27 protein-coding genes are annotated in these 22,698 nt (G+C 68.7%); 12 read left to right on the top strand and 15 right to left on the bottom strand.

Translation table 11 applies throughout. The annotated features are described in order from the left end of the window. Positions 1-30: 30 nt before the first annotated feature. Positions 31-396, top strand: a complete 366-nt coding sequence (locus FB561_RS23745) for a nuclear transport factor 2 family protein (RefSeq protein WP_170284747.1) — start codon at positions 31-33, stop codon at positions 394-396. Beyond that, on the top strand, positions 396-806 hold the full coding sequence (locus FB561_RS23740; RefSeq protein ID WP_145810371.1) for an SRPBCC domain-containing protein: 411 nt from the start codon (positions 396-398) through the stop codon (positions 804-806). Before FB561_RS23745 ends, FB561_RS23740 begins: the two co-directional genes overlap by 1 nt. Positions 807-809: 3 nt before the next feature. Here the strand turns inward: FB561_RS23740 and trxA are convergent, their stop codons facing one another. From trxA to dxr, 8 genes are all read right to left on the bottom strand, one after another. After that, the gene (trxA, locus tag FB561_RS23735) at positions 810-1,145 is read right to left on the bottom strand and encodes a thioredoxin (RefSeq protein ID WP_145810369.1); all 336 of its coding nucleotides are present in this window, start codon (positions 1,143-1,145) and stop codon (positions 810-812) included. After that, positions 1,142-1,510 (bottom strand): MerR family transcriptional regulator, encoded by a 369-nt coding sequence (locus FB561_RS23730; RefSeq protein WP_145810366.1) that lies wholly within the window; start codon positions 1,508-1,510, stop codon positions 1,142-1,144. The genes trxA and FB561_RS23730 overlap by 4 nt, the downstream gene beginning before the upstream one ends. Positions 1,511-1,570: 60 nt before the next feature. Next, entirely contained in the window at positions 1,571-2,119 is a 549-nt protein-coding gene (locus FB561_RS23725) for a nucleosidase (RefSeq protein ID WP_145810364.1), read from the bottom strand. Between the two features lie 29 nt (positions 2,120-2,148). Beyond that, entirely contained in the window at positions 2,149-2,571 is a 423-nt protein-coding gene (locus tag FB561_RS23720) for a PIN domain nuclease (protein WP_145810362.1), read from the bottom strand. Continuing rightward, positions 2,568-2,822, bottom strand: a complete 255-nt coding sequence (locus FB561_RS23715; protein WP_145810360.1) for a type II toxin-antitoxin system VapB family antitoxin — start codon at positions 2,820-2,822, stop codon at positions 2,568-2,570. The genes FB561_RS23720 and FB561_RS23715 overlap by 4 nt, the downstream gene beginning before the upstream one ends. A gap of 93 nt (positions 2,823-2,915) precedes the next feature. Next, positions 2,916-4,067, bottom strand: coding sequence for a flavodoxin-dependent (E)-4-hydroxy-3-methylbut-2-enyl-diphosphate synthase (ispG, locus tag FB561_RS23710; RefSeq protein ID WP_145810358.1), 1,152 nt, complete (start codon positions 4,065-4,067; stop codon positions 2,916-2,918). Between the two features lie 25 nt (positions 4,068-4,092). Further along, complete coding sequence (locus FB561_RS23705) at positions 4,093-5,403, bottom strand: M50 family metallopeptidase (protein ID WP_145810357.1); 1,311 nt, start codon at positions 5,401-5,403, stop codon at positions 4,093-4,095. Beyond that, complete coding sequence (gene dxr, locus FB561_RS23700; RefSeq protein WP_145810355.1) at positions 5,400-6,611, bottom strand: 1-deoxy-D-xylulose-5-phosphate reductoisomerase; 1,212 nt, start codon at positions 6,609-6,611, stop codon at positions 5,400-5,402. Before dxr ends, FB561_RS23705 begins: the two co-directional genes overlap by 4 nt. 109 nt (positions 6,612-6,720) lie before the next feature. Here dxr and FB561_RS23695 point away from each other — a divergent pair, with 109 nt between their 5' ends. The 7 genes from FB561_RS23695 (at position 6,721) to FB561_RS23665 (ending at position 11,431) form a co-directional block, all read left to right on the top strand. After that, positions 6,721-7,479, top strand: a complete 759-nt coding sequence (locus FB561_RS23695; RefSeq protein WP_145810353.1) for a type 1 glutamine amidotransferase — start codon at positions 6,721-6,723, stop codon at positions 7,477-7,479. Further along, positions 7,476-8,054: a DUF1707 SHOCT-like domain-containing protein gene (locus tag FB561_RS23690; RefSeq protein ID WP_145810351.1), complete on the top strand. Its 579-nt coding sequence runs from the start codon at positions 7,476-7,478 to the stop codon at positions 8,052-8,054. Before FB561_RS23695 ends, FB561_RS23690 begins: the two co-directional genes overlap by 4 nt. Before the next feature lie 101 nt (positions 8,055-8,155). Continuing rightward, the gene (locus FB561_RS23685; RefSeq protein WP_145810349.1) at positions 8,156-9,319 is read left to right on the top strand and encodes an acyl-CoA dehydrogenase family protein; all 1,164 of its coding nucleotides are present in this window, start codon (positions 8,156-8,158) and stop codon (positions 9,317-9,319) included. A 112-nt stretch (positions 9,320-9,431) separates the two neighbouring features. Next, complete coding sequence (locus FB561_RS23680; RefSeq protein WP_145810347.1) at positions 9,432-9,791, top strand: ArsR/SmtB family transcription factor; 360 nt, start codon at positions 9,432-9,434, stop codon at positions 9,789-9,791. Between the two features lies 1 nt (position 9,792). Next, positions 9,793-10,284 carry an SRPBCC domain-containing protein gene (locus FB561_RS23675; protein WP_145810345.1) on the top strand — a complete coding sequence of 164 codons (492 nt, stop codon included), beginning with the start codon at positions 9,793-9,795 and terminating at the stop codon, positions 10,282-10,284. A gap of 81 nt (positions 10,285-10,365) precedes the next feature. Further along, positions 10,366-11,037, top strand: a complete 672-nt coding sequence (locus FB561_RS23670; protein ID WP_145810343.1) for a dihydrofolate reductase family protein — start codon at positions 10,366-10,368, stop codon at positions 11,035-11,037. Positions 11,038-11,134: 97 nt separating this feature from the next. Continuing rightward, positions 11,135-11,431 (top strand): DUF6458 family protein, encoded by a 297-nt coding sequence (locus FB561_RS23665; RefSeq protein WP_145810340.1) that lies wholly within the window; start codon positions 11,135-11,137, stop codon positions 11,429-11,431. A gap of 77 nt (positions 11,432-11,508) precedes the next feature. Here the strand turns inward: FB561_RS23665 and rny are convergent, their stop codons facing one another. The 5 genes from rny to recA form a co-directional block, all read right to left on the bottom strand. Beyond that, positions 11,509-13,260 carry a ribonuclease Y gene (gene rny, locus FB561_RS23660; protein WP_145810337.1) on the bottom strand — a complete coding sequence of 584 codons (1,752 nt, stop codon included), beginning with the start codon at positions 13,258-13,260 and terminating at the stop codon, positions 11,509-11,511. A 684-nt stretch (positions 13,261-13,944) separates the two neighbouring features. Continuing rightward, complete coding sequence (locus FB561_RS38295; RefSeq protein WP_202880722.1) at positions 13,945-14,667, bottom strand: antitoxin; 723 nt, start codon at positions 14,665-14,667, stop codon at positions 13,945-13,947. A 188-nt stretch (positions 14,668-14,855) separates the two neighbouring features. Next, complete coding sequence (locus FB561_RS23650) at positions 14,856-15,350, bottom strand: NUDIX domain-containing protein (RefSeq protein ID WP_145810335.1); 495 nt, start codon at positions 15,348-15,350, stop codon at positions 14,856-14,858. Between the two features lie 52 nt (positions 15,351-15,402). Continuing rightward, positions 15,403-15,984 (bottom strand): regulatory protein RecX, encoded by a 582-nt coding sequence (locus FB561_RS23645; RefSeq protein ID WP_238335009.1) that lies wholly within the window; start codon positions 15,982-15,984, stop codon positions 15,403-15,405. A 277-nt stretch (positions 15,985-16,261) separates the two neighbouring features. Next, complete coding sequence (gene recA, locus FB561_RS23640) at positions 16,262-17,329, bottom strand: recombinase RecA (RefSeq protein ID WP_145810333.1); 1,068 nt, start codon at positions 17,327-17,329, stop codon at positions 16,262-16,264. Between the two features lie 246 nt (positions 17,330-17,575). Between recA and FB561_RS23635 the strand changes: the two genes are divergently transcribed. The 3 genes from FB561_RS23635 (at position 17,576) to FB561_RS23625 (ending at position 21,269) form a co-directional block, all read left to right on the top strand. Further along, entirely contained in the window at positions 17,576-18,367 is a 792-nt protein-coding gene (locus FB561_RS23635) for a hypothetical protein (protein ID WP_145810331.1), read from the top strand. A 71-nt stretch (positions 18,368-18,438) separates the two neighbouring features. After that, positions 18,439-19,002, top strand: coding sequence for a GrpB family protein (locus tag FB561_RS23630; RefSeq protein WP_145810329.1), 564 nt, complete (start codon positions 18,439-18,441; stop codon positions 19,000-19,002). Between the two features lie 191 nt (positions 19,003-19,193). After that, positions 19,194-21,269, top strand: a complete 2,076-nt coding sequence (locus FB561_RS23625) for an MMPL family transporter (protein WP_238335007.1) — start codon at positions 19,194-19,196, stop codon at positions 21,267-21,269. Between the two features lie 40 nt (positions 21,270-21,309). On the opposite strand, the gene FB561_RS23620 is transcribed toward FB561_RS23625, so the two are convergent. Both FB561_RS23620 and FB561_RS23615 read right to left on the bottom strand, forming a co-directional pair. Further along, the gene (locus tag FB561_RS23620) at positions 21,310-21,504 is read right to left on the bottom strand and encodes a DUF3046 domain-containing protein (protein ID WP_145810326.1); all 195 of its coding nucleotides are present in this window, start codon (positions 21,502-21,504) and stop codon (positions 21,310-21,312) included. After that, complete coding sequence (locus tag FB561_RS23615; protein ID WP_145810324.1) at positions 21,501-22,625, bottom strand: LppM family (lipo)protein; 1,125 nt, start codon at positions 22,623-22,625, stop codon at positions 21,501-21,503. The genes FB561_RS23620 and FB561_RS23615 overlap by 4 nt, the downstream gene beginning before the upstream one ends. Between the last annotated feature and the right edge of the window lie 73 nt (positions 22,626-22,698).

Here is a 22,698-nt window from a genome sequence, read left to right as displayed (position 1 = left end):
ATAACCAGTTACACGATGAAGGAGTGCGCGATGACTGTCTCCGAGACCCTGCTCGCATTGGAGGAGCGCCTCTGGCAGGCGAACCGGGAGGGCGACGGTCGCTTCTACGCGGAGTACCTGCGCGACGACGCGTACGCGGTGAGCAAGTACGGCCGGATGGACAAGGCCCAGGCGGTCCCGACGATCTCCGCGAACCACAATCCGTACCTCAAGTCGGACCTGACCGAGCAGCGGGTGATCGAGATCGACGCCGACAGCGCGGTCGTGACGTACCGGGTGGATGTCGTGGCGCTTGTCAACGGCAACGAGCTCGAGCTGCCCTCGTACGCGAGCACGGTGTGGAACCGCGTCGACGGTGAGTGGCGGGTCGTGTTCCACCAGCAGACGGCACTCTGATGACACCCGTCGGCCTGACCAAGGACGCCGGCTGGAACATCGGCGTCTCCAAGACCCTCCCGTACTCGGTGCCCGAGCTGTGGGAGTTCGTCACCAGTCCGGCCGGGATCGCGCTGTGGCTCGGCGAAGGGGTCGAGCTCGTGACCGGGGCGGAGTACGAGACCGCGGACGGAACGCGCGGCGAGGTACGGAGTCGGCGTGAGCGGGACCGGGTACGTCTCACGTGGCATCCGGCGGACTGGTCGTACGAGTCGACGGTCCAGGTCGCAGTGGTGGCGGCCGGGGCGAAGTCGGTGCTGCGGTTCCACCAGGAGCGGCTGATGAGCTCGGACGATCGCGAGCGGCAGCGCGCCCATTGGCAGCAGGTGATGGCCGCGGTCGTCGCCCGACTGGCCGACGACCGCGGCTGATGCTCAGACGTTCGCGAGCAGTGCTTCGTCCAGGTCCTTGAGCAGCCGTGCCTTCGGACGGGCGCCGACCACGGACCAGATCTCCTCCCCGCGGTGGAACACCTTCAGCGTCGGCAACGCCATCACGCGGTACCGTGCCGACACCGCCGGGTTCTCGTCGGAGTTCAGTTTCACCACGGTGAGGCGGCCGGCCAGCTCGTCGCCGATCTCCTCCAGCACCCGGACGATCTGGTGACACGGCGGGCACCACTCGGCCCAGAAGTCCACCAGCACCGGTCCGTCCGCCCGCAGTACCGCCTGGTCGAAGGTGCTCTCGTCGACCACCTGCAGCTTCGTCATCTCGCTCCCGTTCTCCAGCTCTCGGCATCGGTGAGGAGATCGGTCAGCTTGGCCCGCAGCTCGGTCAGCTCCGAGATCCTGCGGTCCACGTCGGCGATCCGGGTCCGGTACGCCGTCAACGACGCCGGGCACACGTCGGCCCGCTCGTTGCCGGCCCGCAGGCACTCGATGAAGGGATACGTCTGCTCCGCGGTCAACCCGAGGCTCAGCAACGCCTTCACCTCCCGGACCACGACCACGTCCTGCTCGGTGTAGGTCCGGTACCCGTTCGGCTGCCGCTCCGGCCGGAGCAGCCCCTGCGCCTCGTAGTACCGCACCGCCTTGACCGTCACACCGGCCTGCGCCGCCAGGTCGCTGATGTGCATCCCGCCTCCTCACCACCGACGCTAAACCCTGCCCCTGAGGTCAAGGTCAAGCCAGCATAGTCAGGCGAGTTGCTCCTGCACCCAGGCGCCCAGGACGCGGGCACTGGCGTCCACCATCGCGGGCCAGTCGACCGAAGCCTCGTCGGCCGAATCCGAGACATGCTTCACCACGCGCACCGGTACGCCGAACTCCTGGCACGCGAACACGACGGCGTACGCCTCCATGTCCACCAGTTGCGCGCGCTCCGCCAACCGCGCCCGGGTCGCCGTATCCGTGACGAAGACGTCCCCGGTAGCCAGCACGGTCCCGTCCCCGCCCTCGACACTCAACGTCTCCCGGGGATCGATCCCGAGTGCCCGGATCGCCTCGGCGTTCACGTCGTGGTTGATCACGGTGCTCGGCAGGAACAACCCGCTCAGCCCGTCGTGCAACGCACCGGTGGTCCCGACGTTGAGCACGACGAGGTCGGTGATGTCCATCCCACTCAACGCCCTCGCCGTGGCCACAGCGGCCGCGGTCTTCCCGATCCCGGTCACCACCACCGGAACTCCCTCGGGAACATACCGAGCCTCACCAGCAACAGCACTGACCACCAAGAACCGACTCACCACCGAAGGCTACCGGCGACAACCATCCCTCAGAGCGACCCCTTGGCAGCAACCCACTCGACCGGCTGACCGGTGATCTTCGCGATCCGCTCGTAGTCCTCGTCATAGTGCAAAACAGTGATGCCGTTCACCTCGGCAGTCGCCGCGATGATCAGATCAGGCAGCCGGAAGTGGCGGTGCTGACTTTTCCTCGCCAACTCGCGATGTACCTCCAGTGCACGGTCGAGCGCTGCTGTCGTCACGTCCGCCCATCGCTGGTTGTGCAGCGACGTCCACAGGCGCTCGTAGGAGGTTGGATCGGGCGCATTGTTGAGGCACTCCAGCAGCGCCATCTGACACAGGGCCAGCCGCCCTTCGATGAGCAGCGAGTCGAACCGCTGTCGAACTACCTCGTGCCGCGCTCGCAGGACGAAGACCGACGTGTCGGCCAAGTAGGCGGCGCCGGCCATCATGCGGAGCGCGCCTGCCGGGCGTCTTCGGCGAGCCGACTGAGGTCCCGGCCGCCGCCGTACCCCCAGGCCTCCCCCGACCCTTCGACCTCGAAGTCGGTGTCGTCCAGCGCGGCGATGAGTTCCTTTGCCTGCTTACGAACGGCGAACTCACGGAGGGCGGCATTGATCGTCGCCACCTTGCTGTCGGTCCCCAGCACCTCACGGGCCGCCGCCAGCCACTCGTCGTTCACGTCCACCGAGATGCGCGTCATGCACGCAAGCATACACCAGAAGCTGGCAACAGAGAGCACCACGATATTCCGAATGGCGGCACCAGAGGTCGGCTCTGGTGCGCACCAAGCGGATCAGCTGACGGTGACGGTGGGTTCGCCGGATTCGGTGGATTCGCCCATTTCCTCGGCGATGCGAAGGGCTTCCTCGATCAGGGTCTCGACGATCTTGGACTCGGGCACGGTCTTGATCACCTCGCCCTTGACGAAGATCTGGCCCTTGCCGTTGCCGGACGCAACACCGAGGTCGGCTTCCCGCGCCTCGCCCGGGCCGTTGACGACGCAGCCCATCACGGCGACGCGGAGCGGTACCTCCATGCCCTCGAGGCCGGCGGTGACCTGCTCGGCGAGGGTGTAGACGTCCACCTGCGCGCGGCCGCAGGACGGGCAGGAGACGATCTCCAGCTTGCGCTCGCGCAGGTTCAGCGACTGCAGGATCTGCAGGCCGACCTTGACCTCCTCGACCGGCGGCGCGGACAGCGAGACGCGGATGGTGTCGCCGATGCCCTTCGAGAGCAGGGCGCCGAACGCGACCGACGACTTGATCGTGCCCTGGAACGCGGGCCCGGCCTCGGTGACGCCGAGGTGCAGCGGCCAGTCGCCCCGCTCGGACAGTTGCTCGTACGCCTGCACCATCACGACCGGGTCGTTGTGCTTGACCGAGATCTTGAAGTCGTGGAAGTCGTGCTCCTCGAACAGCGACGCCTCCCAGACCGCGGACTCGACCAGCGCCTCGGGCGTGGCCTTGCCGTACTTCTGCAGCAGCCGCGGGTCGAGCGAACCGGCGTTCACGCCGATCCGGATCGAGGTGCCGTGGTCCTTCGCGGCGGCCGCGATCTCCTTCACCTGGTCGTCGAACTTGCGGATGTTGCCCGGGTTCACCCGGACCGCCGCGCAGCCCGCCTCGATCGCGGCGAACACGTACTTCGGCTGGAAGTGGATGTCCGCGATCACTGGGATCTGCGAGTGCTTCGCGATCTCCGGCAGCGCGTCCGCGTCGTCCTGCGACGGGCAGGCGACCCGGACGATGTCGCAGCCGGCCGCGGTGAGCTCCGCGATCTGCTGCAGCGTGGTGTTGACGTCCGCGGTCAGCGTGGTCGTCATCGACTGCACGGACACCGGCGAGTCACCGCCGACCAGCACCTTGCCCACCTTGATCTGGCGGGTCTTGCGGCGCGGGGCGAGGGTCGGCGGAGGCAGCGCGGGCATGCCCAGGTTGATGCTCATTTGTCCTTTAACCGTTGAGGTGGAGTTATCCGTTGAAGAGCCGGATCGGGTTGACGATGTCGGCGATGACGAGCAGCACACCCATCACCACGATGACGCTGGCCGCCACGTAAGCGATCGGTAGCAGCTTGGCGACGTCGACGTAGCCCGGGTCGGGCCGACCGAGCAGCTTGGCGAAGCCCCGCTTGATGCCCTCCCAGATCGCGCCGACCATGTGGCCGCCGTCCAGCGGCAGCAGCGGGATGAAGTTGAACAGGGCGAGGAAGAGGTTCAGCGAGGCGAGCAGCGAGACCAGGAACGCGATCCGCTCACCGCCGGTCAGCTGGTTGTTGGACGCGACCTCACCGGCGACCCGGCTGGCGCCGACGACACTCATCGGGCTGTCCGCGTCGCGCTCGCCGCCGACGATCGACTTGGCCACGCCGACCAGCTTCTCCGGGAAGCGGCCGAGGGCCTGGACGGTGGCCACGGTCAGCTCGCCCATCTTGTCGACCACGAAGCCGAAGTCCTGCCGGACCACCTTCTGCTCGGGCGAGACGCCGAGGAAGCCGACCGAGACGTACTTGTCCGACCCGGCCTTCTCCTGGACCTGGTTGACGATCGTCTTGGTCTCCAGCGTGGTCTGGGCGCCGTTGCGCTCGACGACGATGGTGGCGGACTTGTCGGTGTTGGCCCGGATCAGCGGGGTGAGCTGGTCCCAGCTGTCGATCGTGGTGCCGTTGAAGGAGACGATCCGGTCCCCCACCTGGAACCCGGCCTGCTTGGCCGGCGACACCTGGTCCCCGTCCTGGCACTTGCGGTCGGTACTGGCCTGCGACGCCGGGATCACGCAGTCGGTGACGGTGGCGACCGTGTTCTGCGCCACGTTCGCGCCGTAGAACATGAACAGCCCGCCGAACAGCACGAACGCGATCAGCACGTTCACCAGCGGCCCCGAGGCCATCACGATGAGCTTCTTCCACCACACCTTCTGGTAGAACAGCCGGCCGTTGTCCGCCGGGTCGATCGTCTCGTACTCCGCGGAGCGCGCGTTCTCGACCATCGACTGGATCGGGCCGGTGTTGGCCTTGCGGACCTTGCTCGGGTCCTGGCCCTTCGCCGGCGGCATCATCCCGATGATCCGGACGAACCCGCCGGCCGGGATGAGCTTGATCCCGTACTCGGTCTCGCCGCGCTTGGTGGACCAGATCGTCCGGCCGAAACCGACGAAGAACTGGGTCACCTTCATCCCGAAGGCCTTCGCGGGCAGCATGTGCCCGAGCTCGTGCAGGCCGACGGAGACGAGGATGCCGACGACGAACAGCACCACGCCGATGAATGTGAGCAGTGCGGTCATGCCTGTGTGGTCTCCTGTACGCCGGTCAGTTCACGCGCCCGCTCGCGGGCCCAGCTGTCCGCGGCGAGCACGTCGTCGATGGACAGTTCCTCGTACGAGGGTACGTCGTGGTCGGTCACCACCCGGGCCACCGTGTCGACGATTCCCAGGAACGGCAGCCGGCCGTCCCGGAACGCCTGCACGCAGACCTCGTTCGCGGCGTTGAAAACCGCCGGCGCCGTCCCGCCCCGCGTCCCCGCCTCGCGGGCCAGCTGGACCGACGGGAAGGCCTCGTTGTCGAGCGGCAGGAACTCCCAGCGGCTCGCCTCGGCCCAGTTCCACGGCGGCGACGCGTCCGGTATCCGTTCGGGCCAGCTCAGCCCGAGCGCGATCGGCAGCGTCATCGTCGGCGGTGACACCTGGGCCAGGGTGGAGCCGTCGAAGAACTCGACCATCGAGTGCACCGCCTGCTGCGGGTGCACCACCACGTCCACCCGGTCCATCGGGATCCCGAAGAGCAGGTGCGCCTCGATCAGCTCGAGCCCCTTGTTGACCAGGGTGGCCGAGTTGATCGTGACCACCGGGCCCATCGCGAAGTTCGGATGCGCGAGCGCCTGCTCGACGGTGACGTCGGCCAGGTCCTCGCGCGGCCGGCCGAGGAACGGGCCGCCGCTCGCGGTGAGCAGCAGCTTGCGGACCTCGTCGGCCGAACCGCCGCGCAGGCACTGGGCGATCGCGCTGTGCTCGGAGTCGACCGGCACGATCTGGCCCGGCTTGACCCGCCGGGTGACCAGCGGGCCGCCGATGACGAGGGACTCCTTGTTGGCCAGCGCGAGGATGTTGCCCGCGTCCAGCGCGGCCAGCGTCGGCCGCAGCCCGACCGAGCCCGTGATCCCGTTCAGGACCACGTCACACTGCGTGGCCGCGAGCTCGCTGGACGCGTCCGGGCCGGTGAGGATCTTCGGGATCCGGAACTCGCCCTGCGCGTACCCCTTGCGCTGCGCCTCGGCGTAGAACGCGAGCTGCAGGTCCTGGGCCACGGTCGCCTTCGACACCGCGACCGCCTCGACCTCGAACTCGAGCGCCTGCCGCGCCAGCAGCTCCACGTTGCCGCCGCCGGCCGAGAGCGCGAGCACCCGGAACAGGTCGCGGTTCCGGCCGATCAGCTCCAGAGCCTGGGTGCCGATGGAGCCGGTCGAGCCGAGGATGACGACGGTACGCGGATTCACGCGGCCATTGTCCCAGGTGGACGGCCCGGCCGAGTACCAGGTGTTACCCCGGGTACACGAGTCGCGGCCCTGTGGTCCGGCGTACCCGGTGGGCGGCTAGCTTGTGCCCATGACGACGACGGTGCTGATCATCGAGAACGATCCGGGCAGCGGGCCGGGCCGCCTGCTCGACTGGATCACGGCGCGCGGCCTCACGCCGGTCGTCGTTCGCGCGCACGCCGGCGAACCGGTGCCCGCAGATCCCGACGGACATGCTGCCCTGATCCTGCTCGGTGGCGGGATGCTGCCGGACGCCGATACCGACTCGCCCTGGTTGCCGGCCGAGCGCGAGCTGCTGCGGACCACGGTCGAGGGCGACCAGGTACCGGTGCTCGGGATCTGCCTGGGCGCGCAGTTGCTGGCGCACACGTTCGGCGGTGAGGTGCTCGGCAAGCACGGGCTCCCGGAGAAGGGGGTCACCGAGCTGACGCTGCTGCCTGACGCGCAGGCGGACCCGCTGCTCGCCGGTCTGCCGTCGACGGTCCCGGCGATCGAGAGCCACCAGGACCAGATCACCCGGCTGCCGGACGAGGCCGTCCTGCTGATGTCCAGCGAGCGCTGTCCGCACCAGATGCTGCGGATCGGTCGGGGCTGGGGGGTGCAGTTCCATCCGGAGGTCGCCGCCGAGCGGGTCCGCACCTGGAAGCCGGACACCTTGCGTGCCTGGGGCTTCGATCCGGACGACGTCGTCGCCGAGGCCGACCGCCGCGCGGACGAGCTGGAGCAGACCTGGTCGGCGGTGTTCGGCCGGTTCCTGGACATCGCCTTGCTGCCGCCTGGCCGGGGACGTCCTGGATGGACGGGCACCGGCGCTACCGTTGACGCATGAGTCTGGAACAGCCGCCGCCCGGCCACCGGGCCTCCGACAACGACCGTGAACGAGCCGCCGCGGTGGTCCAGGAAGCGCACAGCGACGGCCGGCTGGACTTCGAGGAGCTGGACGAGCGGCTCTCCCAGATCTACTCCGCCAAGACCCAGCTGGAGCTGCGCACCGCGACCGCCGACCTGGTACCGGTCGCGCACGGCAGCGACGCCGCCGAGCTGACCATCCGGGCCAAGCACAGCGCCCAGAACCGCCAGGGGCCGTGGCAGGTGCCCGAGCGCCTGACCGCGATCGCCGAGCACGCCTCGGTCCGGCTGGACTTCACCGATGCCGTCGTGCGGTGGCCGCAGATCCACGTGGACGCGCGGGCCAAGCACAGCTCGGTGGTCCTGATCGTGCCGGAGGGCTGGAGCGTCGACATGGACACGGTCGACGTCGTCCACGGCATGGCCAAGAACAAGGCGACCGCGCCGCGCGCCGGTGGGGTCCGGATCCGGGTCACCGGCCAGGCCAAGCACGGCTCGATCGTCGTCCGGCACCCGCGCAAGCGGTACTGGTGGTGGCCCTGGTACCGCAAGTAGCTGCTCGGCGTCGTCGGTGTGGCCGGCTGTGTGGTTTTCCCCACCGAAGAAGTGTGGTTCTCCCCAGCGTGCCCGTCGGCGGCAGCGGCTAGCGTGAGCACATGACGGGTTCGGTGGATCTGCTCGATGTCGACTCCTTGCTGACCGAGGAGGAGGTTGACGTCCGGGCCGCGGCACGGCGGTTCGCTGACGAGCGATTGCGGCCCTCCTTGCCGGAGTGGTTCGAGAGCGGCTCGATCCCGGCGCGGGAGCTGGCGAAGGAGCTCGGTTCGCTCGGCCTGCTCGGGATGCACCTCACCGGGTACGGCTGCGCCGGGCTCGGGCCGGTGGCGTACGGGCTGGCCTGTCTGGAGATCGAGGCGGCCGACTCGGGGATGCGGTCGCTGGTGTCGGTCCAGGGTTCTCTGGCGATGTACGCACTGTGGAAGTACGGGAGCGAGGAGCAGAAGCAGGAGTGGCTCCCCCGGATGGCGGCCGGCGAGGCGATCGGCTGCTTCGGTCTGACCGAGCCCGACTTCGGGTCCAACCCGGCCGGGATGCGGACGGCCGCACGGCGCGACGGTGACGACTGGATCCTCAACGGCTCGAAGATGTGGATCACGAACGGCTCCGTCGCCGACGTCGCGATCGTCTGGGCCCGGACCGACGACGGGGTGCGCGGCTTCGCCGTTCCGACGGACACGCCGGGGTTCTCGGCACCGGAGGTCACCCGGAAGCTGTCGCTGCGCGCGTCGGTGACGTCCGAGCTGGTGTTGTCCGACGTCCGGTTGCCGGCCTCCGCGATGTTGCCAGGGGCAAAGGGTTTGTCGGGTCCGCTGGGCTGTCTGAACGAGGCCCGGTTCGGCATCATCTTCGGCGCGATGGGCGCGGCCCGGGACTGCCTGGAGACCGCGATCGAGTACGCGGGTGAGCGGCAGGTGTTCGACAAGCCGCTGGCCGCGTACCAGTTGACCCAGGCCAAGCTCGCCGACATGGCCGTCGAGTTGACCAAGGGCACCCTGCTCGCGGTCCACCTCGGCCGGCTGAAGGAGAGGGGCGCGCTGCGGCCCGAGCAGGTCAGCGTCGGCAAGCTCAACAACGTGCGCGAGGCGATCGCGATCGCGCGGGAGTGCCGCACGATCCTGGCCGCCAACGGGATCAGCGGGGAGTACCCGATCATGCGGCACGCCAACAACCTGGAGTCCGTGCTGACGTACGAGGGCACCTCCGAGGTCCACCAACTCGTCATCGGCCAGGCCCTGACCGGCCACGCCGCGTTCCGCTGACCGAGCTCGACGTCTCGCCGCCCCTGGCTCCTACCGCAGCAGGCTGACCGGACAGCTGTCCTCGCCGCGAGCGCGGTTGACAAACTATGGCTGCGTGCAGTTACTTAGCAATATGACTAAGTATCTGGACGAGGGCGGCGCTGACGCCGGACTCGACCGGATGTTCCGGGCACTGGCGGACGGCACCCGGCGTGCCATGGTCGCTCGGCTCGTCCACGGACCGGCCTCGGTGAGCCAACTCGCCGAACCATTCGGCATGGCCCTGCCCACCGTCGTCCAGCACCTCCGAGTACTCGAGGAGGCGCAGATCGTTTCGTCGGAGAAGGTCGGCCGGGTGCGTACGTACCAACTCGTGCCGGATGCGATGGTCCCGGCGAATGCCTGGATCGTGGCCCACCGCCGTCCGCAGGAACGGCAGCTCGACCGCCTGGGCGACTACCTCACCAACCATCGCTCCCCAGAGGAGAACTGACATGACCGGTCGTACCCAGACGCACGCCACCTTCGTGCTCGAGCGTGAATACCCAGTACCTGTCGACCGGGTCTGGGCGGCCTTCGCGGATCCCGAGATCAAGCGCAAGTGGTTCGGCAGCGACGCCTTCGTCTACGTCGAGCGCACCGACGACTTCCGGGTCGGCGGCGTGGTGATCGACGACGGGCGACACCGCGAGGGCGGCCCGCTGTCGCGGTACCGCGGCACGTACACCGACATCACGCCCAACCAGCGGATCGTCTACACCTACGACATGTGGCTGGACGGGTTGCACGCTTCGACTTCGATCGCCACCGTCGTGTTCGCTCCTACCGACGACGGCCCGGGCCCGGGAACCCGGCTCACCTACACCGAGCAGGGTGTCCATCTCGACGGCGTGCACGGTCCCGGGCCGGAGGCCGCGGCGGGTCGCGAGTCGGGCACCGCGGGTCTGCTGGACGCGATCGGCAAGCTGTTCGCCGTCACCGGCTGAACCTGTGCGCCGCGACGCCGACGAGGCGGCCGAAACACACCACACCGAACGAGATCGCTCCAAGAGGAATGGAGAAAACTGATGGCCGGAAAGGTGTTCTTCAGCATCACGATGTCGCTGGACGGCTTCATCGCACCCGACGCCGTACCGGTCACTGACCTGTTCGGGCCTGAGAGGAAGCAGGACGACCCGAGCGTGCGGCGCTGGATGGCGCAGTGGGCAGAACTGCACCAGGCGGCGTTCCCACAGCGCTTCTTCCGGGAGAACCTCAAGCTCGGCCAGGGCGGTGACGAGGGACTCGACAACGACATCGCGCGGACGACCCACGAGCGCACCGGCGCGAGCGTCATGGGCAAGAACATGTTCGACGCCGGCGAGTTGTCGTGGCCGGAGGAGGCGCCGTTCCACACCCCCGTCTTCGTCGTGACGCACACCGAGCGGGATCCCTGGCAGCGCCCTGGCGGCACGACGTTTCACTTCGTCAACGACGGCGTCCAGACCGCTCTTGACCAGGCCCGTCAGTCCGCCGGTGACCGAGATGTCCGCATCGCCGGCGGCGCCACGATGGTCCAGGAATGCCTGAACGCCGGTCTCGTCGACGAGTTCACGATCACCGTGTCGCCCGTGCTGTTCGGCTCCGGTATTCGTCTGTTCGACGGCGTCGACGCGGATCGGATTGCCCTGGAACCGGTCCGTACGCAGCCCTCTCCGAAAGGCGTGACCTACCTGACCTACGCGATCGCGCAGCGCTAGGAGCGGCCACGGAAGGGGTGGTCGGCAAGCGGGCCGTGCATGACATTCGGTGACGCTGGGTACTGAGAGTGAGCGTGTGACTCTAAGGAGGTACTCCATGAGAATCGGCGCAGGAATTCTGCTCATCGCTCTCGGCGGCATCATCGCCTTCGCGATCCGGGACACCTCCGGACCGGTGAACTTCACCGTCGTCGGCATCATCATCATGCTCGCCGGTGCCGCCGGAATGTGGCTGTCCTATCGGCTCGCCAACCAGCGCGGCGCCGACGAGAAGCCGATCATCGATCCCGTGGTCGAGGACCAGTACAGCACCGCCCCGCACGAGTACCCGGTCGAGGAGCCGATCGACGTCACGCCGACGCATCTTCGCGAGGAATCACCGCGCCGGTTCTGAGCTCGTCATAGCGGTGATCTGAGCGTCGTCAGCAGGTGGTCGCCCCCATCCCCTAGTGACCTCTTCGGCCGCCTGGGCTACTTGGCGACCTCGGTGGCGCGGGATTCGCGGACGACGGTGACGCGGATCTGACCAGGGTAGGTGAGCTCTTCCTCGACCTGCTTGGCGATGTCGCGCGCCATCACCTGGGCCGCGATGTCGTCGACGGCGTCGGGCAGCACCATCACCCGGATCTCGCGGCCGGCCTGCATCGCGAACACTTTCTCCACGCCGTCGTGGTGCATCGCGATCTCCTCGAGCCGTTCGAGCCGCTGCACATACGCCTCCAGCGATTCACGCCGCGCACCCGGTCGTCCCCCGCTCACCGCGTCGGCGGCCTGGGTGAGGACGGCCTCGACGGTCCGCACCTCGACCTCGTTGTGGTGCGCCTCGATGCAGTGCACGACGTCATCGGTCTCGCCGTACTTGCGGGCCAGGTCGGCGCCGACAATCGCGTGGCTGCCCTCGGACTCGTGGGTGAGCGCCTTGCCGATGTCGTGCAGGAACGCGCCCCGTTTGCACAGTTTCGGGTCCAGCCCGAGTTCGGCGGCCATCATCCCGGCGATGTGCGCGGACTCGATCAGATGCTTGAGCACGTTCTGCCCGTACGACGTGCGGTACCGGAGCAGGCCCATCGTCCGGATCAGCTCGGGGTGCAGGTCGGTGATCCCCACCTCGGCCATCGCGTCCTCGGCGGCCCGCTCGCACAACTCGGCCACCTCGCCGCGGCTGCGCTCGTAGATCTCCTCGATCCGGCTCGGGTGGATCCGGCCGTCCAGTACCAGCGAGTCCAGGGTGAGCCGCGCGGTCTCCCGGCGTACCGGGTCGAAGCAGGACAGCAGCACCGCTTCGGGGGTGTCGTCGATGATCAGGTTGACGCCGGTGGTCTGCTCGAACGACCGGATGTTCCGGCCTTCGCGCCCGATGATCCGGCCCTTCATGTCGTCACTCGGCAGGTGCACGACGGAGACGACCGACTCGCTGGTCTGCTCGGACGCGAGCCGCTGGACGGCACCGGTGATGATCTTGCGGGCCTTGGTCTCGCCCTCGTCCAGCGCCTGCCGCTCGATCTCACGGACGATGGTGTGCGCGTGCCGCTTCGCCTCGGTCTCGATGGCCGCGATCAGCTCGGTCTTCGCCTGCTCGGCGGTCAGGTTGGCGACGCCTTCGAGGATCCGCCGGCGCTCTTCCTCGAGATCGCGGATCTCGGCCCGCTGCCGGTCGATCTCGGCGAGCTGGGTGGTCAGCTCCGCCTTGCGCTCGTCCAGTCCCACGTTCAGCTCGTCGAGACGCTCCTCGCGCTCGGTCAGCCGGTGCTCGCGGCGCTCCATCTCCAGCCGCTGCTCGCGCAGGTCCTCCCGGATCGACTGCGCCTCCGCCTCGGCCTCGCGGCGTACCGCGGACGCCCGCTGCTCCGCCTCACGACGGATCTCGGACCCACGATCCTCAGCCTGCCGACGCTGCTCCTCGGCCTGCCGACGCGACTCGTCCGCCCGCTGCTCGGCCTCCTTCGCCCGGGCCCGTACCGCGGTCGCCTCGTCCTCGGCCTCGCGCCTGATCCGATCCCCCGCGGACTTCGCCTCGGAGATCGCGGTCGCGGCTTCCAGCTTGGCGTTCGCCTCGGCAGCGGTCGCGGCCGCGGTGGCGTCGGCGACCTTCCGGCGTGACAGGCTGAGACCGATCCAGGCCAGCAGGACGGCGATCAGCGACCCGACCAGGACCAGCCCGATCGACGCCGCCGTGGGCATCGCCGCGAACGAAACCGCCGACAGGGCCGAAAGCTGCTGCATCGGCGTCTCCCCTTCTTCGAGCCACGCCCAGGCGTGACCAGCTCTTGGTCGAAGGGATCACCACACAGCGATCGAGAAAACGGTACGCCGCAGCACGCCGTCCAGGTGCGGTCGTACGCCGATACACCCGGTGGGCACCGGGTTCCGTTCCTATGGGACGGCGTTCGGTCGCCGCCTCGGTCCAGCTCGGTCGAGCGTTGATCTCGAAATCCCCGGATCACGACGAGTCGCGGATCCGGCGAGCCGTCCGGCCGGTCACGACCAGCCCTCCGACTGCTATGTCATCAACCGTCCGGGTGGACAGTTCCCTTACTTATCCCGAGGCTAGGCGCGGCTATCCACAGGGTCAAGAAGACACTCTCCACCCGCCCCGAACCTCACCAACCGCAATCTCCCAACCCTCCCGAGTCACCTGACCACGGCACGTAGCACCCGGTTCACCACCTCTCGTACGCTCCCTGCTCGCCTTTCGATCGGGCTGTTCGCGCGACGCGGCGATCGAACTCGGCCCTCATCCGCTCCCTTTCATGCACGGAGAGCCCGCCTTCGTCGAAGGCGGGCTCTCCGTCAGGCGATGTCTGGCGCAGTTTCGCTGTCAGCTCCACCTTGATTCGCAGTGCGTCGCCGGTAGAACTGCCGTGCGTCGGCCGGCGGTCGCGTGGTCGTGCTGCTGCTACTGCGGTGTCAGCTGTCTCGAGGACCGGGGAGGCCACCCTCGTCGGTCTTGTCCTGGCTGGTGGCGCCTGGCTGGGTCGAGGTACCGCCGGTGCCGGCGCCTTCGGTGGTGGAACCGGTGGACGCGGCCGGCTGGTCTGCCGGGTTCGGGGTTTCGCCGCCGACCACGCCGCCGCTCGAACCGCCGGCGCCGTCCTGGGTCGCCGCGTCCGGGGCACCGTCGCCTCGACCGGCTGCTGATTCCTCACCCGTCTCGGTCGGCGACTGGTCGGCCCGGGCCTCACCGGTCTGGTCCGCTTCGGCGCCCAGCGGATCAGCGGAGTCGTCCGCGGATCCGGCCGGCTCGGAGTCGTCGCTCATCCCTTCCGGAGGCGGCGTACCTCCCCCGGGCGCTGCCGTGTTCCCGGAGCCGGCGGTATCGCCGGGCGCCTCCGAGGCGGTGGATCCCGAGGCGGATCCCGAGGTGCTCGAGGCCGTGGTGGTCGAGTCCGAGGTGGTGGAGTCCGGGGTGCTCTGGTCGCCGGAGGAGGTGGACCCGGACTGGTCACCGGACTGGGAGTCGACGTATTGGCCGACCTTCTCCTGCACGGAGTCGACCTTCTCGGCGTACTTCCCGCCCGTCTGCTTGTCGATCAGGTCGCCGGCTTTCTCGACTCCGGCTTTGATCTTGTCCGGGTTCTGCTTGACGACGTTCCGGAGCCAGTTCTTCGCCTGTTCCTGGAAATCGCTCATTGCACCCTCCGCGAGGTGTCAGGGGCGGATCGACAAAAAGCCCAGCCTACGGACCGGTCCCAAGAACCGCTCCGTACTTCGGATGACACACCGCCCACCCCCAACCGTCAACAACCCTCGCCGTCCGCCACCCCACTTCTCCTCCCCCACCCGCCCCAGCAACCACCCTCCTCACTACCCCGTTTGAGCTAGTTCGCTTGGAAGGTGTTGGTGCGGCGGTAGGCCGTGAAGAGATTCAGGACTGCCCGGGTTTGGGGCTGGAGGGGTTCGGGCGGTTCGGCGGGGTTCTGGAAGGTCGCTTGCCGGACTTCAGTGGGATCCGCGGTGAGGGTGCCGGTCCATCGGCGGGTGTAGAAGCAGAGCGCGAAACAGTGCATGCGGTCGCCGTTGGGATACGTGATCTGGTGGACGGCCGGATCGGAGAGGGACGCGAACGGGATCAGGTCGGATTCCTCGACCTGGAGACCTGATTCTTCGCGGAGTTCCCGAGCTGCCGTACTGCGGAATGTGGTGCCCGGCTCGGCAGCGCCGGCGGGGAACTCCCACAGGCCGGAGTCCGCGCGTTGCTGGAAGAGGATGCGGTCCTCATGGTCGATGACGAGGACTTGCGCGCCCGGCATCAGCAGGAGTTCCGAACCGACGTGCTGGCGCAATTGCCACGTGTACGAGCCGACGTATCCCATGACGGGAGTATCCCGGCGATGCGAGCCGCGGAAGGCTGTCGGGGTGTTGGGCCTACTCCGCCTCGAGGCCGGAGTCGTTGAGGAGCGGGAGCTCTTCTTCGGAGGCGGCCAGCTCTTCCTTGACGACCTTCATCGCGAGGGGGCCTGGGTACCCTTTGCGGCCCAGGAGACCGAGCAGGCGGCGCATGGCGACTTCGCGTTCGAGGGAACGCATCGAGCGGAGCTTCTTGCGAACCAGGGCACGTGCCGTTTCTTCTTCCTGGTCCTGGTCCAGCTCTTCGAGGGCGTCGCGGGCCAGTTCGTCGTCGACGCCGCGGCGGCGGAGCTCCTGGGCGAGAGCGCGTTTGCCGAGACCACGGCCGCGATGACGGGACTCCACCCAGGCGGTCGCGAACGCGGCGTCGTTGATCAGGCCCACCTCGACGAAGCGGTCGAGGACTTCGTCGGCCACGTCGTCCGAGATCTCCCGCTCGGCCAGGACGTCGGCCAGCTCCGCGCGGGTCCGCGGCTGGCCGGTGAGCTTGTCGAGCAGGATCGTGCGGGCCGCCGCGTGCGGATCCGCCGGTGGGTCGAGCTCTGGATCGACCGGTCCGTCCGGGTCATCAGGCGTCCTGGCTCGGCCACGCTTGGACAAGGTGGAACCGAAGCGCCGGGTCCGAGGAACCCGCCGCGTACTCCCACCGCGTTCTCCCGTGATCGAGTCAGCGCGACCAGCCGGGCGGGCTCCAGGTGCGGTCTCCCCCGCAAACGATCCTCCCGCCGAAGACTCCGATGGGGTCGCGGGAGCTGGGGAGACGGGACCTCGGGCCAGCAGCTCGCGGGCCATGGCCAGGCGCTCGGACTGGTCCAGGGCGAGCCGCCCGGGGGCAGCGTCTCCCGATGTGGAGGCGCTGCTTCCCGGGGTAGCGGAATCAGAAGTCGACATCGACCTCGGCCGGTGCCGCGGCCGGCTCGTCCACGGTCGGGCCGATGCCCATCTTCTCCTTGATCTTCTTCTCCAGCTCGTTGGCCAGATCGGGGTTGTCGCGCAGGAAGTTCCGCGCGTTCTCCCGGCCCTGGCCGAGCTGGTCGCTCTCGTAGGTGAACCAGGCGCCGGCCTTGCGGACGAAGCCCTGGTCGACACCGAGGTCCAGCAGGCTGCCCTCACGGCTGATGCCCTGGCCGTAGATGATGTCGAACTCGGCCTGCTTGAACGGCGGGGCCACCTTGTTCTTCACGACCTTGACGCGGGTCCGGTTGCCGACCACGTCGCTGCCGTCCTTGAGCGACTCGATCCGGCGGACGTCCAGCCGCACCGACGCGTAGAACTTCAGCGCCTTACCACCGGTCGTGGTCTCCGGCGAACCGAACATGACGCCGATCTTCTCGCGCAGCTGGTTGATGAAGATCGCCGTGGTCCCGGTCCCGCTGACCGCACCGGTCATCTTCCGCAGCGCCTGGCTCATCAGCCGGGCCTGCAGACCGACGTGGCTGTCGCCCATCTCGCCCTCGATCTCGGCGCGCGGCACCAGCGCGGCCACCGAGTCGATCACGACGATGTCGATCGCGCCGGAGCGGACCAGCATGTCGGCGATCTCCAGCGCCTGCTCACCGGAGTCCGGCTGGGAGACCAGCAGCGCGTCGGTGTCGACACCGAGCTTGCGGGCGTACTCCGGGTCGAGCGCGTGCTCGGCGTCGATGAAGGCGGCGATCCCGCCGGCCCGCTGGGCGTTCGCGACCGCGTGCAGCGCGACCGTCGTCTTACCGGAGGATTCCGGGCCGTAGATCTCCACCACGCGACCGCGCGGCAGACCGCCGATCCCGAGCGCGATGTCGAGCGAGATCGAGCCGGTCGGGATGACCTCGATCGGCGCCTTGCCCTGCTCACCGAGCCGCATCACCGAACCCTTGCCACACTGCCGCTCGATCTGCGTCAGCGCGGTCGCCAGCGCCTTCTCACGATCCGCCGCGGCGCGCTCCGCACTCGCTGCACCAGCCATGTGACTGCCACCTAACCCATCTAGTGATCGGGGCCGCTGTGCCAGCCGCCCGAAGGAATTTCGTTGTCGCCAGAGACGGTACGGGTCACGTCGGACAGTTTTCGGAGCAGTTCCGGATCTGTGGAAAACCCCGGGCCACCCGACGCACACCACAACATAGCCCGAACACGTGTTCGAATCACAACTGACACGCCGGAACTTCGCAGAACGTCCGGGCTGGCCCTGTCCGTCCTTACCCTGACGGTCGTGACCGACCGCCCCGACATCCCGGACTCCGCCGTCGTGCTCGCGTTGAGCCGGGCCGAGTTCGGCATCGACTCCGTCCTCGACGCGCTCCGCACCCAGGACCCGTTCGGCATCCGCAGCATTCTCACCGAGTACTCCGACCAGGAGAAGCCGAACCTCGCGGAGAAGGCCCTCATCGTGGCGATCGATCGGCTGCTGCGGATGCGCGTCCCCGGCCACACCGAGTGGCCCACGTTGCCCTTGTCCGAGCGGTGCGACTGGTGGGTCGAGCGGCTCGGCGGATTCGCGGCCGTGGTCGCCGGACTCCCCCGGCTCAGTGGTGCGGCCGCCGATCGCCTTCCGCTCAAGGACACGCTCGGCGCGTCGGTCCAGGCGATGGTGATCGGCGCGGTGTGCCGCGAGTACGGCGTGGAGGACCACGCGGAGCGCACGGCGATCATGGCCCGCGTCCTGACGTCCCGGCCGATCACCCCGGACGACGTGCTCAAGTACGACGACCCCACGACCGCCGGTAAGGACGTCGCCGTGCAACTGGGAATCGGCGACGAGTCCGAGGAGAAGGGACTTCGCAAGAGCCTGCGCCTCGTCTGGCGGCTCTCCAAGCTCTTCGGCGGGCTCGGCGAGGTGTTCGAGGAGCGGCCGCGTGGCAGTATCGGCGCCCGGATGCTCGGCCAGCTGCCGATGGTCGGTTTCGTCGGCGGCTTCTTCGACGAGCGCAAGGGCATCCGTAAGGCCGCGTACGCCGCCGCCGAGTTGCTCCACACCAGCGCATACCGCCTCAAGCCGGTCTGACAGCGGCCGCACGCCCGATCCCGCGGACAACACCTGTCGGCGGGACGGTGAGCGCTGCCATGATCTTGCGCATGAACGCGATCACCATCGTCCGGCCCGACCCGACGTGGGCGGCGCAGTTCGACAAGACCGCCCGCACCCTGCAGGGCATCCTCGGCGACACGGCCCTGCGGGTCGACCACATCGGCTCGACGTCGGTACCAGGGCTCCCGGCCAAGGACGTCCTCGACATCCAGGCGACGGTACCGACCGAGCCGCAGCTGGACGACGCCGCGCAACTCCTCGCCGAGGCCGACTGGGAACTCCGTCCACCTCGCCGCGACCACCCCGTACCAGGGCTGCCGCAGGACGAGTTGCAGTGGGTCAAGCGGCTCGTGGTGGAGCCGATGTACCGGCGACGCGTGAACCTGCATCTCCGCGTCGACGGACGCGCCAACCAGCGGTACGCCCTGCTGTTCCGCGACTATCTCCGCGCGCACCCGGACACGGCCACGGCGTACGGGCTGTTCAAGCAGCGGGCCGCGAGGCTGCCGATCGAGACGACGGGTGAGTACGCCGACCTGAAGGACCCTGTCTGCGACCTGATCTACCTGCCGGCCGAGGAGTGGGCTGCGCGCACCGGCTGGACGCTCTGATCGGTACTGCGCGCACAGTGATCGCAGGACTACGCGACGCCCGTTGACGCGTTCCCGGGCACCCACCAGGCTGGTCGAGGGGGATCAGTCGTCGGCAGCTCGGCGGATGACGGGCGGGCGGTCCCCTGAGGGTGGGGGCGTGGTACCCGATGGGCGGAGCAGGACGACTGGCAGCGTTGCCGTGCGGCAAGGTGTCGAAGTGGATCGTGCTGGCGCTGTGGATCGTCGTGATGGCGGCCGCGGCCGGACCGGCGAGCAAGCTGACCGGTGCGCAGGAGAACGATGCGGTCTCCTGGTTGCCCGGCAACGCCGAGTCCACCGAAGTCCTGAAGACCACCGAGCAGTTCTCCTCACCGGACGAGATCCCCGCGGTCCTGGTGTACGAACGCCCGGCCGGATTGACCCTGGCCGACCGGCAGGCCGTGGCCGCGCAGGTCGCCCAGTTCGCCGAAGTGGAGAACGTGGACCGCGAGGTCGTCGGGCCGATCCCGTCCGAGGACGGCAAGGCGCTGCAGGTGATCGTGCCGATCAATGCGGGTTCGGGTGGCTGGGAGACACTCGGCGATCGTGCCCAGGACATCCGCCGGATCGCGGCCGACCGGCCGGAGGGGTTGTCGTTCCACCTGACCGGCCCGGGCGGATTCGCCGCGGACTCGCAGGAGGCGTTCGCCGGGATCGACGGCAAGCTGCTCTACTCGGCCGCGGCCGTCGTCATCATCATCCTGCTGTTCACGTATCGCAGCCCCGTGCTCTGGCTGTTGCCGGTGCTCTCGGCAGGTACCGCGCTGTTCTCCGCGCAAGCCGTCGTGTACCTGCTCGCGACGAAGGCCGACCTCACCGTGAACGCACAGAGCGCAGGCATCCTCACTGTGCTCGTCTTCGGTGCGGGGACCGACTATGCCCTGCTGCTCGTCGCCCGCTATCGGGAAGAGCTCCGCAGACACAAGGACCGGCACGAGGCGATGGCGTTCGCGCTGCACCGGGCGGGACCCGCGATCCTCGCCTCTGGTTCGACGGTGGTGGCCGGCATGCTCTGCTTGCTGCTGGCCTCGATGAACTCGACCAGGGGCCTCGGACCGGTCGCCGCTGTCGGCATCGTGATCGCCCTGATCGCCATGCTGACGTTGTTGCCCGCGCTGCTGGTCATCTGTGGGCGCTGGGTCTTCTGGCCGATCCGTCCGACGTTCGGATCCGCGGACCACACCGAGACCAGCGTGTGGGGCCGTATCGGCCGCCGGATCGCCATCCGTCCACGGCTCACGTGGATCACCACCACGGTCGTTCTGCTCGCCGCGTCGCTCGGCATGCTGACCCTGGACGCGAACGGCCTGTCCAACGCGGAGTCGTTCACCGGTACGCCGGACTCGGTCGTCGGCGAACGTGTCGTGGCCGCGCACTTCCCAGCGGGCGCGGGTAGTCCGCTGGTGGTGGTCAGCAACGCGGACAAGGGCGCGGAAGTACGTGCTGTGCTCGCGTCCACCCCAGGAATAGCGGCTGTCACCGAGCCGGTCACAGGCGGCGGACTCGCTTATCTGGAAGGGACTCTGGCCGATCCGGTGGACAGCCAGGCCGCCAAGGACACCGTGGACCGCGTACGGGCGGCCGTGCACGCCGTACCAGGTGCGGACGCGTTGGCGGGCGGCGGTACGGCGATCCTCCTGGATACGCTGCGCGCGTCCTCGTACGACAACAAGGTGATCATCCCTGCCGTGCTGCTGGTGGTCTTGTTGATCCTGGCTGTCCTGCTCCGTGCGATCGTGGCGCCGATCATGCTGGTGGCGACCGTGGTGTTGTCGTTCGGAGCCGCGCTCGGGCTGAGTTCGCTGGTGTTCCAGGCGCTCGGCTTCGGCGGGACGGACACGTCGTTGCCGCTGTTCGTCTTCGTCTTCCTCGTTGCCCTAGGCATCGACTACAACATCTTCCTGATGACCCGCGTCCATGAGGAGGCCAAGCAGCACGGGACCAGGCGCGGCGCCCTGATCGGGGTGGCGGCGACCGGCGGCGTGATCACGTCGGCCGGACTGGTCCTGGCCGGCACGTTCGCCGTCCTGGCCACGCTGCCGGTGGTCGCGTTCGCGGAGATCGGCATCGCGGTCGCGCTCGGGGTGCTGCTGGACACGATCGTCGTACGCTCGGTGCTGGTCACCGCGCTCAACCTCGACATCGGCCGGCACCTGTGGTGGCCGAGCAAGCTGGCGCAGAAGCGGGACCCCGACGACGGCGTCCCGCTCACCGAGGAACCCGAGCGCACGCTGGCCGGAAGCTGAGTCCGTCAGCGCAGGCTCGGCGGGAGCTGAGCTGAGTCCGTCAGCGCTCGCTGGGCGGCAGTTGCTGGTGTGCCCAGACCGCGCGCCAGACGGTCTTGGCGGACTCACCCTGGTCCAGCGCCTCGGCCACCGTGCGGCCGCCGAGCTCGCTGAGGACCTGGGTCTCGGCCCAGGTCCGTGCGTACGCCGAGCCGAGATGCCGGTTCATCCGCTCCCAGAACTCGGTGAGCCTCATGCCCGCCCGTCGTCCCGGGGCGGCTGGTTCCAGCCACCCTGCTGCGGGGGCTGCTGACCCTGCTGCGGAGGCTGGTTCCACCCGCCGCCCTGCTGCGGAGGCTGCTGTCCCTGCTGCGGCTGACCCTGCTGCGGCTGACCCCAACCACCCTGCTGCTGAGGCGGCGGACCCTGCTGCGGCTGCTGCGGACCGCCCCACTGCCCCTGACCAGGCTGGCCCTGACCCGGCTGACCCTGCTGGGGCTGGCCCGGGTACTGCGGCTGGCCCTGCTGCGGCTGTCCGGGGTACTGCGGCTGTCCGGGGTACTGCGGCTGGCCCGGGTACTGCTGGCCCGGCTGGCCGAAGCCCGGTCCCTGCGGAGCACCCGGCTGACCGTACGGACCAGGCTGGCCCTGCTGACCGTACGGACCCGGCTGACCGCCGTACTGCGGTCCCCACTGGCCCGGCTGGCCCTGGAACTGGCCCGGGTACTGCTGCTGGCCCTGCTTGGTGCGGCCGCGCAGGACGAAGAAGACCACGGCGGCGATCGCGAGCAGCAGCAGGACGACGATCAGGATGATCGCCCACACCGGGAAGCCACCGCCGGACTCCGAGACCAGCGAGACGTTGCCGAGCTTGTCCAGGCTGTCGTACGTCGCGGTCCGGCCGCTGACCTGGGCGCCGGCGTCGTGCTCGACGATCTTGCCGGGCATGGTGATCTTGAAGTTGATCACCGGCTGCGCGTTCTGCGGCACCTGACTGCTCAGGTTCGCGCCCTTGACCGAGACGCGGAACTTGTCGCCGTCCTTCTGGAAGCTGACGCCTTCGCCGGTGGAACTGCCCATCTCGCTGAACGGCACGCTGTCGAACTCGCACTTGGACCCGACGTACTGGTCGTCCTCGGAAGCGGAGCAGCTGACCCCGTCGGTCGCGGTCTGCTTGATCTGCTTCTCGATCTGCTGACGGACCGTGTCCAGCGACTGGCCGCCCGCCGCGACGATCTTCTTGTCGACGCCGATCTGCATGGAGCCGGAGACGGTCTCGTCCGAGTTGACCTTGAGATCGGCATCCAGCTTCACGCAGCCCGTCAGGGCGAACAGACAGGCCACGGTGACCAGTGCGATGCGCACGCGGTTCTTCATGGCCCCGATCATTCCAGACAACGGGGACACTGCGGCGCCCGGACTCCACCGGCCGGAAACTGTCGGCGGGACC

Source organism: Kribbella amoyensis (genome assembly GCF_007828865.1).
Taxonomy (GTDB): Bacteria; Actinomycetota; Actinomycetes; order Propionibacteriales; family Kribbellaceae; genus Kribbella; species Kribbella amoyensis.
The sequence above is the reverse complement of the archived record's forward strand: the minus strand, read 5'-3'. Positions and strand labels throughout refer to the sequence as shown.